Below are 16199 nucleotides of genomic sequence, written 5' to 3'. Positions count from 1 at the left end.
ATCACCCTTCAATCGCTTCACGACATTGTTTTGCTGCTTCACGAGGGTCATCTGCATTCGCAATGCCACCACCTACAATGATTAGGTCTGGATTTTCAGCAGCAACTTCTTTAATTGTATCTGGTTTAATACCACCAGCTACTGCTACTTTTGCATTGTTAATCACAGATTTCACACGACGCAAGCTTTCTAATGGGGATTGCCCTTCAGCTTGCAAGTCATAACCAGTATGCACAGCAATATAATCTGCACCCATCTCATCTATTTCTTTGGCACGTTGTTCTAAATCTTGTACCGCAATTAAGTCTACTAATAATTCTTTGCCATGTTTATGCGATTCTGCGACTGCATTCTTAATAGATGCATCTTCAGCAACACCTAAAATTGTGACGACATCTGCACCAAACTTCACAGCTTGACTCACTTCATAATCTGCCGCATCCATAATTTTAAGGTCTGCGAGAACCTTAACTTCTTCATCTTTCACGTTATCTTTCAAATGTTGTACTGCTGGTAGCCCTTCATTGATTACAATTGGTGTACCGATTTCGACAATATCCACATAATCTGCCACTTGTTCAGCTAATTTTGCTGCTTCTTCTTTATTTAATAAATCAATCGCTAATTGTAATTCCATCGTTCTACTCAACTCCTACATTAGATTTTCTTACGTGATACATTCATTGCTGTACCCGTATATGTTTTTGTTAAACATATCAAATACAAAAAACGACCATAACACTAACACAGTGTAGTTCACCGTATGTATTATGATCGTTCACTTTTTTATTTATAGTTAATCTGGCATTGCGGCATCATCAACATACACTTCAACATTTGGATGTAAATGTAGAATTGTTGCCGGTACATCTGTTGTGATGTTTCCTGACGCCAGCTGTGTGATTGCTTCTTTTTTATGTTCCCCAAACGCCAATAAAATGATACGTTTCGCTTTCATAATAGAACGTAACCCCATCGAAATGGCTTGTTTCGGGACATCTGCTTTATCATCAAAGTATCGACTGTTCGCTTCAATCGTGCTATCTGTCAAATCAACACGATGTGTCACACTATCAAATGCAGTGCCCGGTTCATTAAAACCGATGTGTCCATTCTGACCGATACCTAATATTTGAAGATCCATTGGTCCTTTTTCATCTAACAATGCTTCATATCTATTTGCTTCCACTTCCGGATTATCAGCCACACCATTTGGCAAGTGGCATTTGGCTGAATCAAAACCTTTATACTGATCAAATAAAATGTTGTTCATATATTGATGGTAGCTTGCTGGATGTTCTGCATCTAATCCGATATATTCATCAAGGTTAAACGTTTCAACTTGAGATACATCTGGTTGGTTTTTCTCTAACAAACTCACCAATGCTTCATACATCTCAATCATCGTACCACCTGTCGCTAACCCTAACTTACTTTCTTTTTTGTGTATCATTTGTTTGTACAGTTCTGTTGCGACATAGAATGAGGCTTGCTTCTTGTCTCCAATATTTGTAATTTTCATACCACCCCTCCTATTGAATCAAGCTTACAAAACGCTTCGTAATATCTCGTGGACGTGTAATAGCACCCCCAACAACTGACGCATAAACACCTTTGTCAAAAACGGCTTTCAGCATTTCTGGCGTTATCACGTTACCTTCTGCGATGACTTTTTGTTCTACATTGTCCAAGACATCTGTTAAAAAGGCAAAATCATCTTGATAAAGTACCTTCCCTTGTGTCTCTTCTGTATAGCCGTGTAATGTCGTACCGATATAATCAAACCCGAGACGATCTGCATTTTTCGCTTCTTCTAATGTAGCAATATCTGCCATTAATTCAACTTCTGGTGCTTCATTTCTAATATACTGTACCAATTCTTCTAAAGCTTCTGCTGGGCGTTCACGCAATGTCGCATCCAATGCAATGACTTCACAACCACTTTCTAATAACTCATCCACTTCTTGTTTCGTTGCTGTAATAAAAACAGAAGAATTGTCGTAATCACGTTTTACAATGCCAATCACTGGTAAATCCACTTCTTGTTTAATTGCGATAATATCTTCTTTCGAGTTTGCTCTAATACCAACTGCACCGCCTTCTTTTGCTGCGAGTGCCATCTTACTCATAATAAATGATGAGTGAAGCGGTTCATCTTCTAACGCCTGACAAGAGACGATTAATCCTTTTGGTAACTTCATAGTTCTTTCTCTCCTTTATAAAGCTTCTTCTACTTCATTTTTAATTGATGTTACGTGGGGACCATAAACAATTTGAATACCATTACCTTTTCGAATAATCCCCCTAGATTCAGTTGTTTTTAATTTCTCCTCATCTACTTGTGTACCATCTTTTAACGTCACACGCAATCGAGTTGCACAGCAATCAACCACTTCGATATTGTCAGCGCCACCTAGTCCTTCGATAATCGTTTGTACTCGCTCACTTTTCTCAACTGATTGGACAGTTTCTTCATCTTCACGTCCCGGTGTTTTAAAGTTGAATTTTGTAATTAAAAATCTAAAAATCACATAGTACAGTGCGAACCAAACAAGTCCAATTGGAATAATCCACAGATAATTCGTCTTTGCTTGTCCTTGTAAAACACCGAATAAGATAAAGTCAATAAAGCCACCACTAAATGTTTGTCCAACTGTAATATTGAAAATATCTGCCATCATAAATGCCAAACCGTCTAATACAGCATGAACAACATATAATAATGGCGCCACAAATAAGAAGCTAAACTCAAGCGGTTCTGTAATACCTGTTAAAAATGATGTTAACGCTGCAGACAGCATGAGCCCACCAACTACTTTTTTCTTTTCTGGTTTTGCTGTATGATAAATCGCTAATGCCGCACCTAACAAGCCAAACATCATCGTAATAAAACGACCTGACATATAACGAGATACCCCTTCATAATAGTGCTGAACATTTGGGTCTCCCAATTGTGCAAAGAAAATATTTTGCGTACCCTGTACCAATTTGCCATTAATTTCTAACGATCCACCTAATGCTGTTTGCCAGAATGGTAGATAGAAAATGTGATGCAATCCAAAAGGTCCAAGCATACGTAAAATAAATCCATAAATCAACGTTCCAATGACACCTGTTTTATTCACTAAGCCACCTGCACCAAAAATAACAGCTTGTACTGCCGGCCATACGAAGAACATCACTACACCTAAAAAGATAGCAGCAAATGATGTAACAATTGGAACAAAGCGAGAACCGCCGAAAAATCCTAAAAACTGTGGTAGGTTCACTTTATTGTATTTATTGTGTAAGACTGCTGTCAGTATCCCTACGATAATCCCACCAAACACACCTGTTTCCACTGTTTGTATTCCAAGTGCCATACCTTGACCTGCCTTAGCAAGTTCATCACTTGCAGCTAGGTTATCTGTAATAGTTAGCAATGCATTCATCGTCGCATTCATAATTAGGAAACCTAACATTGAAGCTAATCCTGCCGTTCCTTTATCACTTTTTGCAAGTCCGACTGCGACACCTATCGCAAATAACACTGGCAAATTTTGAAAGACAATGTTACCAGCGGCACTCATCAATACAAAAATATGTTGTAAAAATGGAATATCTAATACTGGATATGCTTTGATTGTGTTCGGATTGCTCAATGCACCACCAATCCCTAGTAAAAGACCTGCTGCCGGTAATATGGCAATCGGCAACATAAATGACTTCCCAAACTGCTGAGCTCTATCAAAAAGTTTACTCATACACTTTCACCCACTTTTCATCTATTAATCACCTTAAATATAACACTCTGAAATTTTTTCTCAATGTATATAGTTGAATTGGAATTTATTTTCAAATATACTCATGAAAAAGGAGAAATTAGATGAAAATTGAAAATCGTATTCAAAAGTATCGACATATATTGACGAAAACAGATCAAAAAATAGCGACATACATCATGAAATTAAAAGATAATGCAGACATGAGTACGATTCATGCAATGGCGATGTCTGTCGATGTCTCACCTTCTAGTATTACACGCTTCGTCTATAAACTTGGTTATGATAGCTTTCAATCTTTTCGTTTTGCCATCTTACATGAACAACAAACTGAAAAAATTGATAATAGTCCTTCGATACAAGTGTTACATCAGCACTATATGTCTATTCTTAATCACACAGGAGAATTTATCGTAGAAGATGACTTGATGTATTTAGTACAAGCCATTCAAGAGAGTGAGAAAGTCATTTTCATCGGTATCGGTAGTTCTGGGTTAAGTGCACAAGAGTTTTATTTCCGTACTGCACGCATGGGGTTTAATACCATTGCGATAACAGATGCACATTTGATGGCGATTATCGGTCAAATGTGTAACCCACATACGACCATTGTTGCCCTTACCAATAGTGGGGCCACAAAGGAAATCATTACAAGCATTGCACATGGACGAGCAAGTGGTGCAAAGGTCATCGCACTATCTCATTTTGAAACAGACATACTGACACGCCATTGTACACGAATTATTACAACAGCAGACAAACGTCACACTCATGATACTTACTTCATCAATAGTCAACTCTCTAACCAGTTCATTATTGATCTTGTTAGTTATCATTTATTACAAGATCCAACATGCTTAGAACACTACTCAAAGAGCCATCATGAACTGATGTCAAAACACAGTCATTCTAAAAATTCTAATGATTTTACGCAATAAAGTGAGCAGAGGTATATAAATTTAAGTCAGTTTTTAGTAAAATAAACAGATAAACTGATGAGGAAGGCAGTGAAAGCTTTGCAACCGATTACCAATGAAGCTGTTCAAGCGTTGTTAGATCAATTTGCGAATAAGCCTGTCTACTTACACGTTGAAACAACAAATGGAGCATACGCCAACCACTTTGATCAACGTGTCTTTAATGCAGGAACTTTTTTACGAAATATCCAAGTCACTTTTCAGCATGCACAACTCAAAGGTGGCGACAAAGATCCGTTTCGCATCGGCTTGAAGTTAGATAACAATGGCTGGGTCTACGTACAAGGACTCACGCATTACGAATTAAATGACAATGGTGAATTTTTACTTGCTGGTTTTAACTATGAAGGACAGTTGGCAGCCGCACTTGAAATCAGCCATCATCCATTTGAAACATAATAAGGGAGTTGACATTTTATGACATCTGAAAAACATGTATTAGTCATCTTTCCACATCCTGACGACGAGACATTCTCTTCGGCAGGGACGTTAGCGCGTTTTGTCAATCAAGGCGTTCCAGTGACATACGCTTGCTTAACACTTGGACAAATGGGAAGACACTTGGGAAATCCCCCTTTTGCGACACGTGAATCACTGCCAACTATTCGTGAACGCGAACTGGAACAAGCGATGAAAGAGATTGGGATTACAGACTTGCGCAAAATGGGTTTGCGCGATAAAACGGTAGAGTTTGAACCATACGATGAGATGGATGCAATGGTGCAAGCGTTGATCGATGAGACACAACCGACTACGATTATTTCATTTTACCCAGGTTATGCTGTGCATCCAGATCATGAAGCAACTGCAGATGCAGTCGTTCGCACAGTGGGACGCATGCCAGAAGCGGAGCGCCCAAAGTTATGGCTTGTCGCATTTAGTAATGATGCATATGATGCGCTCGGTGAACCTGATATCGTCAATGATGTTTCAGCATACAAAGACCATAAATTACGTGCATTCAAAGCACACGCATCACAGACAGGCCCATTCCTTGAACAATTGGCAAACCCTGATAGAGATGTCTCTGGTGCACCAAATGACGCAGAAACATACTTATCTAAAGAATTTTATTGGACTTATCGTTTTGAATAAATTGCACAGCATCACATAACTGGCTGTGGCATTTTAGTGGAGGAATAACATGACTGAATTTGATTTATCAACGCGTGAAGGCCGTTGGAAACATTTTGGTTCAGTGGACCCGATTAAAGGAACAAAGCCAACAACCAAAGCAGAGATGACCGACCTTCAAAGTACGCATAAAAACTTTTTGTTTGAAATTGAACAAGTAGGTATCAAGAACCTTGTTTACCCCGTATGGATTGATCAGTTTCAAACTGCGGGTAACTTCAGCTTTTCAACAAGCTTAAATCAAGATGAAAAAGGCATTAACATGAGCCGTATTTTAGAAGCAGTAGAATCAGAATACGATAATGGCATTCGCTTAGAGTTTGATGCACTCACGTCACTTTTGCATACACTTAAGTCACGCATGAACCAGCACAGCGCTGGTGTCGATGTCTCAGGCAAATGGTTTTTCAATCGACTCAGTCCTGTTACAGGAATCAAAGCAGTCGGTCATGCTGATGTGTCATACGGCTTAGCTGTACAAGATGACGAAGTGACACGTAAAACGCTGACTTTAACAGCCGCTGTCACAACACTTTGCCCATGTTCAAAAGAAATCAGTGAGTATTCTGCACATAATCAACGAGGTATTATCACTGTTAAAGCATACATTGATAAGCATTCGACACTGCCGTCAGACTACAAGGAAGTCTTATTAGATGCGATGGAAGCCAATGCGAGCTCAATGTTGTATCCTATCTTAAAAAGACCGGATGAAAAAAGCGTTACAGAACGTGCCTATGAAAACCCACGATTTGTGGAGGATTTAATTCGACTCATTGCAGCCGATTTGGTAGAAGTAAGATGGCTCACAGGCTTTGACATTGAATGTCGTAATGAAGAATCGATTCATCAACATGATGCTTTTGCAAAACTAACATATCGTCAGCCGTAAGAGAAAAATATTTTTCGTTATAACACGCTTAACTTATCTTAAATAACAAAGCCCCACACTAGAATCAGTAGTGCGGGGCTTTATGCGTGATGGCTATTATCGCCTTTATTTTTGCTTGTTGCGATTACCTAGCCATTGAGCAAACATCGCAAAAAAAGAGGTTGTGAAAGGAGTGCTTTGGGGTTGAGCAGAACCCAAGCAATTCTCAAAATAGCTTTTTTATTTTGGGGAATTGCGACGTTCTGTCGAAAGCCCTGCTCCTTGAACACTGACATCACAAAGTTAGGAGAAAAACCTATTTTTCTGACACCTTTTACCGATTCTCAAAATGCAAATTTTAAACACTTATACGCTTATCATCATTATATCCATGCAATAGGAATTATATTTTTTAGTACAGCTTTTCAATCCATCATTCAACTCACTCTACAAATAATATCTTGTACAATCGTACTTGCCATTTATATCTTATAATAGTATAATAATGATAAACATGTAAATCATTTTAAACACCAAAGCCCCACACTACTGATCCTAGTGTGGGGCTTTATACGTGATGGCTATTATCGCCTTTATTTTTGCTTGTTGCGATTACCTAGCCATTGAGCAAACATTGCAACAATACAGCCGCTTATGATTCCGACTGCAACATTCTCTAACATGTAAAACATTTCAAACACCTCCTTTCAACGTCAATTTGACGCCAAAAGTTTCGGCGATGTGACGATATTATCACGTATGTATTCTTCTCGTCACCTTTCATTTATTCAAGTTTTCTTACTGCTTCCCCTTCATTTTTTAGACATCTCACACTATTATCATCACTATTTTAATATAATATAAAAACCCTTGCTATTTTATGAAAAACCGTAATTTTTAACATTATAATACTGATTAGATGAGTATTTAACGTTCAAACTATTTAAGTTTCACTTAATCATAGTTTCACATTATTGCCAACCTAAATAGCTTTGTTCTTCAATTAATCGTTACAAATTCTACAATGATATAACCGCTTTCAATTGTAAATGTATCTTGTTTAATCATCTCAAATACTGCCAATATATAAAGCCCCACACTATATGAATAGCGTGGAGCCTTTTAATGTCTATTTCGTTTTATAACCAAAATCAGGAATTTCATGCCAACGTTCTTTGAAATAATGTGCAATCAATTTCGGTCTACGCTCACGAGTAAATATACCTTTTTTATTGCCTTGCGCTCGGAAAATGCCATTGCTTGTTTCAAAGTCAGCAAAGTTCCAAGTTTGTTCTCCAACAAAGTTTGGATATCGATCGACAACTTCATGATTTGCTTTATAATATGCTAATTGATATTCTTCCGTAAATACTTGATCGTCGATTGCATGGAATCCTGCAATTGTATCTGCACCATACTCTGTAAACATAATTGGTTTACCCGGTTGCTTCTCAGTCCATGTATCCAATTCTTTCGCTAGTGCTTCTTTTGCACCTTCCAGATCACCTGTTTGTGTGTACCAGCCATAATAACGATTTAAACAAATTACATCAATTAAGTTTTGTACTTCACAAGTTTCTGGACTAGCTGTTAATATTGTTACAATTGTCACAGGTCGTTGTTGTGGATCTAAGTCTCTTGCTAGTTGTACAAATGGCGCAAAGTATTCTTTAGCACCCGGTGCATTGGACTCAGGTTCATTCGCAATTGACCACATGACAACGCAAGCATGGTTTTTATCCCGCTGAATCAACCCTTCAATCACTTCACGGTGTGCTTGATGTGTTTTTAACCCTTTCCAAGTATCATTGTCACTCGTGCCACCTAACGTTGCCATAAAGTTTAAGTGTAAGCTAACTGCTGTCGTCTCATCAATCACAACAATACCTTGCTCATCTGCGAGTCGCATCATCTCTTCAGAATATGGATAATGTGATGTTCTAAATGAGTTGGCGCCAATCCACTTCATCAAGTTAATATCTAAAACATTGGCTGTTTCATTCAGACCACGTCCATGATAGTACGTATCTTCATGCTTACCAAAGCCTTTAAAATAAAATGGACTTCCATTAATTAAAAATTGACCATCTTTCACTTCAACTGAACGAATACCGAAGCGCTCTTCATAAACATCAATACATGTCTCTTCATGATATAACGCAACTTCTAATCGATATAAATATGCATTCATCGGTTGCCATAAATGTGGACTGTCAATATGGATATCACCTGATTGTCCTTCATCTTCTGCGACTACATGACCTTTGGCATCTACAACTGATACCTTAATACGATCAACTGATGCTGTATCTCCCGCTACATCAATTTCATATTTTACATCGCTTGTACCATTGTCATTCACTGTTGGTACAATACGAATGTCTTGAATATAACATTTCGGTGTTGTGTATATTTTCACAGGACGATGCAACCCAGCATAATTGAAAAAGTCAAAGTTCGGACTATTTTTTAATATCGTCTTGCCATTGCGTTCTACTTCTTCAAATGTACCTACTGGTAACGTCTCATACGTCAAGATATTATTGACTTTTACTGTGAGACGATGTGTCCCCACTGCATATTGACTAATATCAATTTCAAATGGTAAAAAGCCTCCTGAATGTGTGATGACTTCTTCACCATCGATATAGACAGTAGCATGATGTGTTGCTGAGCCAAATCTTAATACAATGCGTTCATCTCTCATTTGTCTCGAAATAACAAAATTGCGCTCATACCATACGTCTCCAACATGTTGACGAATTTCTTGTATAATTCCTTGATCATTATACGAACCTGGAACTGCCATCACTTGATCTGTATCTAAGGGGCTTTTCGGATCAACGACTTCATCTCTTTGTACAAGTTTAAATTGCCATACACCTGAGAGATCGATGACTTGTCTTGATTCTGTATTTATAGGATATAACATTGATTAAAACTCCTCTCTTAAATTTTAAACACCTGAATAGGCATTAAATCCACCATCGACTGGTAAAACAACACCATTGATAAAGCTTGAACTTTGCGTATCAACTAAGAATAACAAAGCACCTATTAGTTCTTCTGGTTTACCAAAACGTTCCATTGGTGTTGCATTTAATATTTTTTCTGAACGAGCTGTGTAACTGCCGTCTTCATTTAATAATAAGCTTTCATTTTGTGCGGTAATTAAAAAACCAGGTGCAATTGCATTCACGCGAATATTCGTTTTTGAGAAGTAAACACTTAACCATTGTGTAAAGTTGCTCACAGCTGACTTGGCACCACTATATGCCGGAATTTTTGTAAGTGGCGTAAATGCATTCATAGATGAAATATTAACAATGGCTGCCTCTGATTTATCCACCATATCTGCACCAAACACTTGTGATGGGATAAATGTCCCTAAAAAGTTCAGATCCATTACAAATCCTACATTTTTGGCATCTAAGTCGAAAAATGTTTTCCCACTCTTGTCACTATCAGCACTGTATCTTTCATCATCTGTTGTGCCACGTGGCGAATTACCACCAGCGCCATTCACTAAGATATCAACAGTCCCAAATGTATCATGAACTTCTGTTCTAACACGCTCCATCTCATCTTTGTTCGTTACATCGCCTAAAAAGACTTTTGCTTCTCCACCCATCGCTTCTATCTCAGAAACAAGACCTTTTGAGTCATCTGTAATACCGACCATCGCTACTTTCGCACCACATTTCGCTAATGCTTTAGACATCTCACTACCAATGACTCCAGTACCGCCTGTCACAACTGCAACTTTATTTTCTAAATTTATTTGAAAAGGTAATTTCATCGGCTCCATCTCCTATTTGTTAGACTTACACACTGCTTCATACAATCCATTAAGATATGTGGCACCTAATGCTCGGTCGTATAAACCATATCCCGGTTTACCCGTTTCTCCCCAAATCATACGACCATGATCTGGGCGAATAGGTCCTTCATAACCGAAGCTATGCATTGCTTTAACCACTTCGTACATATCAATTGAGCCTTTTTCAGATAAATGTGCAGACTCTTGGAATGACTTGTCTCCTATTAATTTCACATTACGTGCATGTACAAAATGTACGCGTCCTTTGTCTCCAAAATATTTCAACATATCTACAAAATCATTATTACGATCGGCACCTAATGATCCTGAACACATCGTTAAGCCATTGCTCTTAGAATCGTATAGATTAATAAAGCGCTCAAGATTTTCTTTTGTCGTAATAATACGTGGTAATCCAAAAATATTCCATGGTGGATCGTCCGGATGAATTGCCATTAGAACATCTTCTTCTTCTGCAACAGGAATTACTTTGTTGATAAAGTAAGTAAGATTTTCCCATAACTGTTCTTCGTCTACTTCGGCATAGTCATCGAATAACTGTTTCATATCTTCCTTCGTATAACTTGAATCCCAACCCGGTAATGATAACTCACCACTCAATGGATTCATTTTTGCAATATCTTCTTCATCATAAATCAAACAAGTAGACCCATCTTCTAATCGATAATCTAATTGAGAACGAGTCCAGTCAAAGACAGGCATAAAGTTATAACATACTGTTTTGATACCCGCTTTTCCTAAGTTGCGTAATGTTTGGCAGTAATTCTCAATCAAACGATCACGTGAAGGTTTCCCTAATTTAATATCTTCGTGGACCGGAACACTTTCAATGACTGATAATTCCAATCCTGCCGCTTCCACTTCTTCTTTAAGTGCTGTAATTTTTTCCATTGGCCAAACTTCACCAACAGGTACATCATAGATTGCACTAACAATCCCCTTCATTCCAGGTATTTGACGGATATATTCCAAACTAATTGGATCTTCTTTTCCGTACCATCTAAAAGTCATTTTCATTGCTTATTCCTCCTCTATTAATTTGAAATAATGAAATGCGTTGTTATAGCATATACCTTGAATTAAACGCTTTAATATCTCATCATTATTTGGAATTTCACCATTTTCTACTAAACCGCCTATCCATGTACACAAAATACGTCTAAAGTAATCATGACGTGAATAAGATATAAAGCTTCTTGAATCTGTTAACATACCAACAAAGTGTTGAATCAAACCTTGATCTGCCAATGATGACATCTGTCTTAACATGCCTTGTTTTGTATCATTAAACCACCATCCAGCACCATGTTGTACTTTGCTACGAATACCAGATTCAGTTTGGAAGTTAGCAATCGTAGAACCAACAATATCGTTATAAACTGGATTTAAGTTGTACAATATTGTTTTAGGCAAATGCCCTTCACGTTCCATCATGTCTAACGTATGATTCAAGTGATATGCCAAGTTCTCTTGATCTCTAATAGAATCAAATCCAGCATCTGCACCTAATTGTTCAAAAGCACGCGTGTTATTGTTACGAATCGCACCGAAGTGAATTTGCATCACCCATTGACGTTCATAATAAGCCTTACTCAATTCATACAACACAAATGTTTGAAATTGAAACTTCTCTTCTCTCGTAATAGACGCATTGTTCAATGCTTTATCAAATATTTTTCGGATATCTTCTATCTCATATGGTGCATAATGTATTTCTTCTAAACCATGATCAGCAAGGCGACCGCCTTTTTCATGGAAGTAATCAATACGTTGAACAACTGCTTGTATCAATGCTTCTGGTGAATCAATTTTTTGTGTTAACTTTTCTAATTCAACAACAAATTCTTTAAAAATTGGCTGATCCACTTTAAATAAGTCATCAGGTCTAAAAGCTGGTAGCACTGCAGTTTTAAAATCTGTTTGTTGCTTTGATTTTTCATGATATTGTAAATTGTCATTCGGATGATCCGTCGTACAAATCAGTGAGACATTTGATGACTCAATTAAAGATTGTGTTGTGACGCGATGTGTTTCTAAATACTTATTCGCATACTCATAAACTTCATCGGCATTGTCTCTCGTAAGCAATGTGTCAATATCAAAATACATCTTCAATTCTAAATGTGACCAGTGATATAAAGGATTGCCAATCGTGTTTTCCAATGTTTCTGCCCACTTGCGAAACTTCTCTTTGGGTGAAGCGTCACCAGTGATATAGTATTCTTCAATCCCTTGTGCTCGCATCGCACGCCATTTATAATGATCGCCACCTAACCACAAATCAGTAATATTATCAAAATGTGTATTCTCACTAATCTGTTTTGGATCTAAATGGCAATGATAATCATAAATCGGCATATTTTTAGCATATTTCTCATACAAAGTACGTGCTGTTTCATTATGCAACATAAAATGATCTGTTATAAATTGCATATCAATCCCTCCTGATTATAGTTCGTCTCTTAATGCAAGTTCTTTAACAATTTTCTTATGTTTTTTATCTGTTAATGGATAGCCAATAAAGAAAATAATTAGTGCAATCAAACTTGCTACGGCTGGAATTGCAAAGAATAATATTTTCAAACCGTGTATTGTATCAGCTGTTTGTTGAACATTTGGCTGATAACCAATCATCGTTAATGAAAGTCCAGGAATAAATCCTGCTAATGCCTGAGATACTTTTCTCGTAAAACTGTAACTAGAATAGATAATCCCTTCTGAACGGATACCTGACTTCCATTGGCCATATTCAACTACATCAGCGATAAACGCCCATGTTACTGTATTAGGAATCACTAAGAAGAATGCGGAAATAGTATTCACTATTAAAAATGTGATGTAGTTATCACCAAATAAGAAATAGTTAAGTGCTTCAAAGATAATAAATCCTGACACACCAATCATTGCTGTGTTTTTCTTACCAAACCATTTACTCAAATAAGTTGTTAAAAAGAGTGCAGGTAATAAAACTGCGAAGTTAAGCGCACTGACAACACCTACTAAATTTGATTTTCCCATAACATATTCAAAATAGTATAATTGCGCAGATTGTTTTAAGAACATTGCCATAATCGTTAATAGTGTGTAAATTGCTAGTGCAGCAAACGCTTCATTTTTCAGTAAGTTTAAAAATGCTTTTTTACCTAATCCTTTTTGGTTACTTCTTTTTACTACATGTCGCTCTTTAACGCCTTTGTAACAAATGATGTGAAGAATGACACCAACCGTTGCAAGACCAGCAACTACAACAGGGTATCCAACGGCGTGATTCGGAAATGCACTGACAAGTGGAATAACCACAATACCTGAAATAAACATTGCTGCTTGCGATCCTAAGTTACGGAATACAGACAATTGTGTACGGTCATCCGAGTTTAAAGTCATTGATGCAGATAAAGAGCCATATGGAATATTAACAACAGAGTATGCCATGTTGAATGCCATATATGTGGCAAATGCCCAAATGACTTTGCCGGTATATTCCAAGTTGGGTGAAATAAAAGTCAGTACGGTTAGCAATGCAAGCGGCACTGTTCCATATAAAATAAACGGTCTGAACTTCCCTTTTGGACCAATGTTTTGACGTGAGTCAACATATGTTCCTACACCTGTATCAACAAACGCATCAAATATTTTTGAAACTAAAAATACAAGACCACCATAAAATGCAGAAATTCCTAAAATATCTGTAAAAAACTTTAATAAATAAATTTGACCCATATCAAACATAAGTCCGTTCCCTAAGTCACCGAATCCATAGGCTAACTTCTCACGGAATGGTAACTTTGGATTTTCAATATCATTGAACTTATCGACTTTTGTTTTTTGTTTTTTTGATTTAGCATCTACTGACGTCATGTCATCGCCCTCTTTCTAACGCTTAATATCGTGTCCGTTAGCTGTCAATTCATCAATTTGTTTTTTTGATGTATAGCTATAATCTCCAGAAACTGTATGCTTGTAACACATGTTTTTAAGTCCAAAATCTACAATTTCTTGTAACGGCCACTTGTTCATAAATCCATAAATAATGCCTACACTGAACGCATCACCTGTTCCTACGCGGTCTAAAATATCAATGTCTACTTTATGTGTTTGTACAATCTCTTGAGGCGATGACAAAAATCCTTGTAAGCGGTTTCTTTTTGTGTCAAAAATTTTTCTCTGTGTAAATGCGATATAAGGTATTTCATATTTTTCATGTATTTCTTGCAAAATAGGTTGAAGTACTTCTATATCTTCATCACGTGATAAACCATCTTTTTTATCACTCTTGTTATTGCGAGTTTCATCTGGCAAAGCAACTGGCTCGTATCCAAACAATACGTCTACGTATGGTAGTAATTCAGACATCTCGATTCTTGCCGTGTCGAAATCCCACAGTAATGCGCGATAATTCAAATCACAACTTACAGTTAATCCAAGCGCTTTAGCTTGTTTAGCAACTTCAATCATATACAGCAAGAGTTTCTTATCTAATCCAGCTGTAATACCTGTTATATGAAACCAATCATAATCGGCCAAATAAGAAGGAATTTCAAAGTCATTGGCAGATATTTTTGTAAATACACTGTCTTTGCGATCATAAATAATTTTGGGAGCACGTAATCCAAAACCACGCTCTAAGTAATAAACCCCTAATCTTCCCGGATGTCTTAATATATGTGATGTATCAACACGGTGTTGCTCAAGTGTTTGTATCACACAATCTCCTAACACATGGTCTGGCAGAGCTGAAACGATAGATGTTTGAATTCCGAACCCGGATAAACCAATTGCAACATTCATCTCAGCACCCCCGTAATGAACTTCTAATTGTTTAACTTGTGAAAACTGTTCATGTTGAGGTGATGAAAGGCGCATGAGTATTTCGCCAAATGTGAGTAATTTCATCATTTCACCTTCTCACTTCTTCTAGTTTTTTTACAAATGCTTGTGTATTTTCTTTAATGACAGGATCATTGCCATCAGAAGCTCCTTTCAACAACGCACTTCCAATTCCCACTGCAAATGCACCCTTTTTTACCCATTCAGCAAGGTTTTCTATTGATACACCGCCTGATGGCATCATTGCTACATTTGGAATGGGACCGTGGATGTTTTTAATAAAGTTAGGTCCTAGTAAATCACCAGGGAAGAGCTTCACAACATCGACACCGGCTTCCATTGCTTGTGTTATTTCAGTTACGGAACCACAGCCTGGTAAGTAAGGTGTACTATATAAGTTGCATATTTTTGCAATTTCTTTGTCAAAGTGTGGACTCACGATGTATGATGCACCATTCAAAATTGCAATTCTTGCTGTAATCGCATCCATCACTGTTCCCGCACCAATTACAACTTTCTCATCATTGACTTGTTCGATTATTTCAGCAATCACATCTTCAGCTTGTGGCGTTGTGAAAGTGACTTCAATATTATAAATGCCACCTTCAATAATTTGTTGAATTGCTGAAATTGCATGTTCCTTAGACTTCCCGCGTACAACAGCTACTAAATAATTGTCTTGTAACTTCTGAAGTGTTTGCCACTTATTCATTTTTATTTGATCCCTCCAGTCAATTTCTCTGCTTACCAACTCACACTCATTATATTTTTTGAATAGGAAAAATCAA

The 16199-nt window shown here is 37.3% G+C and carries 16 protein-coding genes; 4 read left to right on the top strand and 12 right to left on the bottom strand.

Annotation, left to right across the window (positions count from 1 at the left end):
• Position 1: 1 nt before the first annotated feature.
• The 4 genes from hxlA to C7J88_RS08380 form a co-directional block, all read right to left on the bottom strand.
• Positions 2 to 637 (bottom strand): 3-hexulose-6-phosphate synthase, encoded by a 636-nt coding sequence (gene hxlA / locus C7J88_RS08395; protein WP_095115286.1) that lies wholly within the window; start codon positions 635 to 637, stop codon positions 2 to 4.
• A 159-nt stretch (positions 638 to 796) separates the two neighbouring features.
• A complete protein-coding gene (gene nagB, locus C7J88_RS08390) occupies positions 797 to 1522 on the bottom strand; it encodes a glucosamine-6-phosphate deaminase (protein ID WP_095115284.1) in 726 nt (241 codons plus the stop codon).
• A 10-nt stretch (positions 1523 to 1532) separates the two neighbouring features.
• Positions 1533 to 2201, bottom strand: coding sequence for an N-acetylmannosamine-6-phosphate 2-epimerase (locus C7J88_RS08385; RefSeq protein ID WP_095115282.1), 669 nt, complete (start codon positions 2199 to 2201; stop codon positions 1533 to 1535).
• Between the two features lie 15 nt (positions 2202 to 2216).
• Entirely contained in the window at positions 2217 to 3743 is a 1527-nt protein-coding gene (locus C7J88_RS08380; RefSeq protein WP_095115280.1) for a maltose/glucose-specific PTS transporter subunit IIC, read from the bottom strand.
• Between the two features lie 122 nt (positions 3744 to 3865).
• On the opposite strand from C7J88_RS08380, the gene C7J88_RS08375 reads away from it, so the two are divergent.
• The 4 genes from C7J88_RS08375 to folE2 all read left to right on the top strand — a co-directional run bounded on the left by C7J88_RS08375 (position 3866) and on the right by folE2 (position 6764).
• Positions 3866 to 4699 (top strand): MurR/RpiR family transcriptional regulator, encoded by an 834-nt coding sequence (locus C7J88_RS08375; RefSeq protein WP_095115278.1) that lies wholly within the window; start codon positions 3866 to 3868, stop codon positions 4697 to 4699.
• A gap of 78 nt (positions 4700 to 4777) precedes the next feature.
• The gene (locus C7J88_RS08370; protein ID WP_095118098.1) at positions 4778 to 5137 is read left to right on the top strand and encodes a YojF family protein; all 360 of its coding nucleotides are present in this window, start codon (positions 4778 to 4780) and stop codon (positions 5135 to 5137) included.
• Between the two features lie 18 nt (positions 5138 to 5155).
• Positions 5156 to 5833, top strand: a complete 678-nt coding sequence (bshB2, locus tag C7J88_RS08365; protein WP_095115276.1) for a bacillithiol biosynthesis deacetylase BshB2 — start codon at positions 5156 to 5158, stop codon at positions 5831 to 5833.
• A gap of 49 nt (positions 5834 to 5882) precedes the next feature.
• Positions 5883 to 6764, top strand: coding sequence for a GTP cyclohydrolase FolE2 (folE2, locus tag C7J88_RS08360; RefSeq protein WP_095115274.1), 882 nt, complete (start codon positions 5883 to 5885; stop codon positions 6762 to 6764).
• Positions 6765 to 7336: 572 nt separating this feature from the next.
• Here folE2 and C7J88_RS08355 read toward each other — a convergent pair.
• From C7J88_RS08355 to C7J88_RS08320, 8 genes are all read right to left on the bottom strand, one after another.
• Positions 7337 to 7426 (bottom strand): type I toxin-antitoxin system Fst family toxin, encoded by a 90-nt coding sequence (locus C7J88_RS08355; RefSeq protein WP_231910260.1) that lies wholly within the window; start codon positions 7424 to 7426, stop codon positions 7337 to 7339.
• Between the two features lie 446 nt (positions 7427 to 7872).
• Positions 7873 to 9675 (bottom strand): beta-glucuronidase, encoded by a 1803-nt coding sequence (gene uidA / locus C7J88_RS08350; RefSeq protein ID WP_095115267.1) that lies wholly within the window; start codon positions 9673 to 9675, stop codon positions 7873 to 7875.
• Positions 9676 to 9699: 24 nt separating this feature from the next.
• Complete coding sequence (locus tag C7J88_RS08345) at positions 9700 to 10542, bottom strand: SDR family oxidoreductase (protein ID WP_095115265.1); 843 nt, start codon at positions 10540 to 10542, stop codon at positions 9700 to 9702.
• 12 nt (positions 10543 to 10554) lie between these two features.
• Positions 10555 to 11601 carry a mannonate dehydratase gene (gene uxuA, locus C7J88_RS08340; RefSeq protein WP_095115263.1) on the bottom strand — a complete coding sequence of 349 codons (1047 nt, stop codon included), beginning with the start codon at positions 11599 to 11601 and terminating at the stop codon, positions 10555 to 10557.
• A gap of 3 nt (positions 11602 to 11604) precedes the next feature.
• Positions 11605 to 13017 (bottom strand): glucuronate isomerase, encoded by a 1413-nt coding sequence (uxaC, locus tag C7J88_RS08335; RefSeq protein WP_095115262.1) that lies wholly within the window; start codon positions 13015 to 13017, stop codon positions 11605 to 11607.
• A 15-nt stretch (positions 13018 to 13032) separates the two neighbouring features.
• Complete coding sequence (locus C7J88_RS08330; RefSeq protein ID WP_095115260.1) at positions 13033 to 14442, bottom strand: glycoside-pentoside-hexuronide (GPH):cation symporter; 1410 nt, start codon at positions 14440 to 14442, stop codon at positions 13033 to 13035.
• A gap of 15 nt (positions 14443 to 14457) precedes the next feature.
• Positions 14458 to 15477, bottom strand: coding sequence for a sugar kinase (locus C7J88_RS08325; protein WP_095115258.1), 1020 nt, complete (start codon positions 15475 to 15477; stop codon positions 14458 to 14460).
• A gap of 4 nt (positions 15478 to 15481) precedes the next feature.
• On the bottom strand, positions 15482 to 16123 hold the full coding sequence (locus C7J88_RS08320) for a bifunctional 2-keto-4-hydroxyglutarate aldolase/2-keto-3-deoxy-6-phosphogluconate aldolase (RefSeq protein ID WP_095115256.1): 642 nt from the start codon (positions 16121 to 16123) through the stop codon (positions 15482 to 15484).
• Positions 16124 to 16199 lie beyond the last annotated feature (76 nt).

It is taken from the genome of Staphylococcus muscae, from assembly GCF_003019275.1.
Lineage (GTDB): Bacteria > Bacillota > Bacilli > Staphylococcales > Staphylococcaceae > Staphylococcus > Staphylococcus muscae.
Note: the sequence above shows the minus strand (reverse complement) of the source record. Positions and strands in the feature narration are given on the sequence as shown.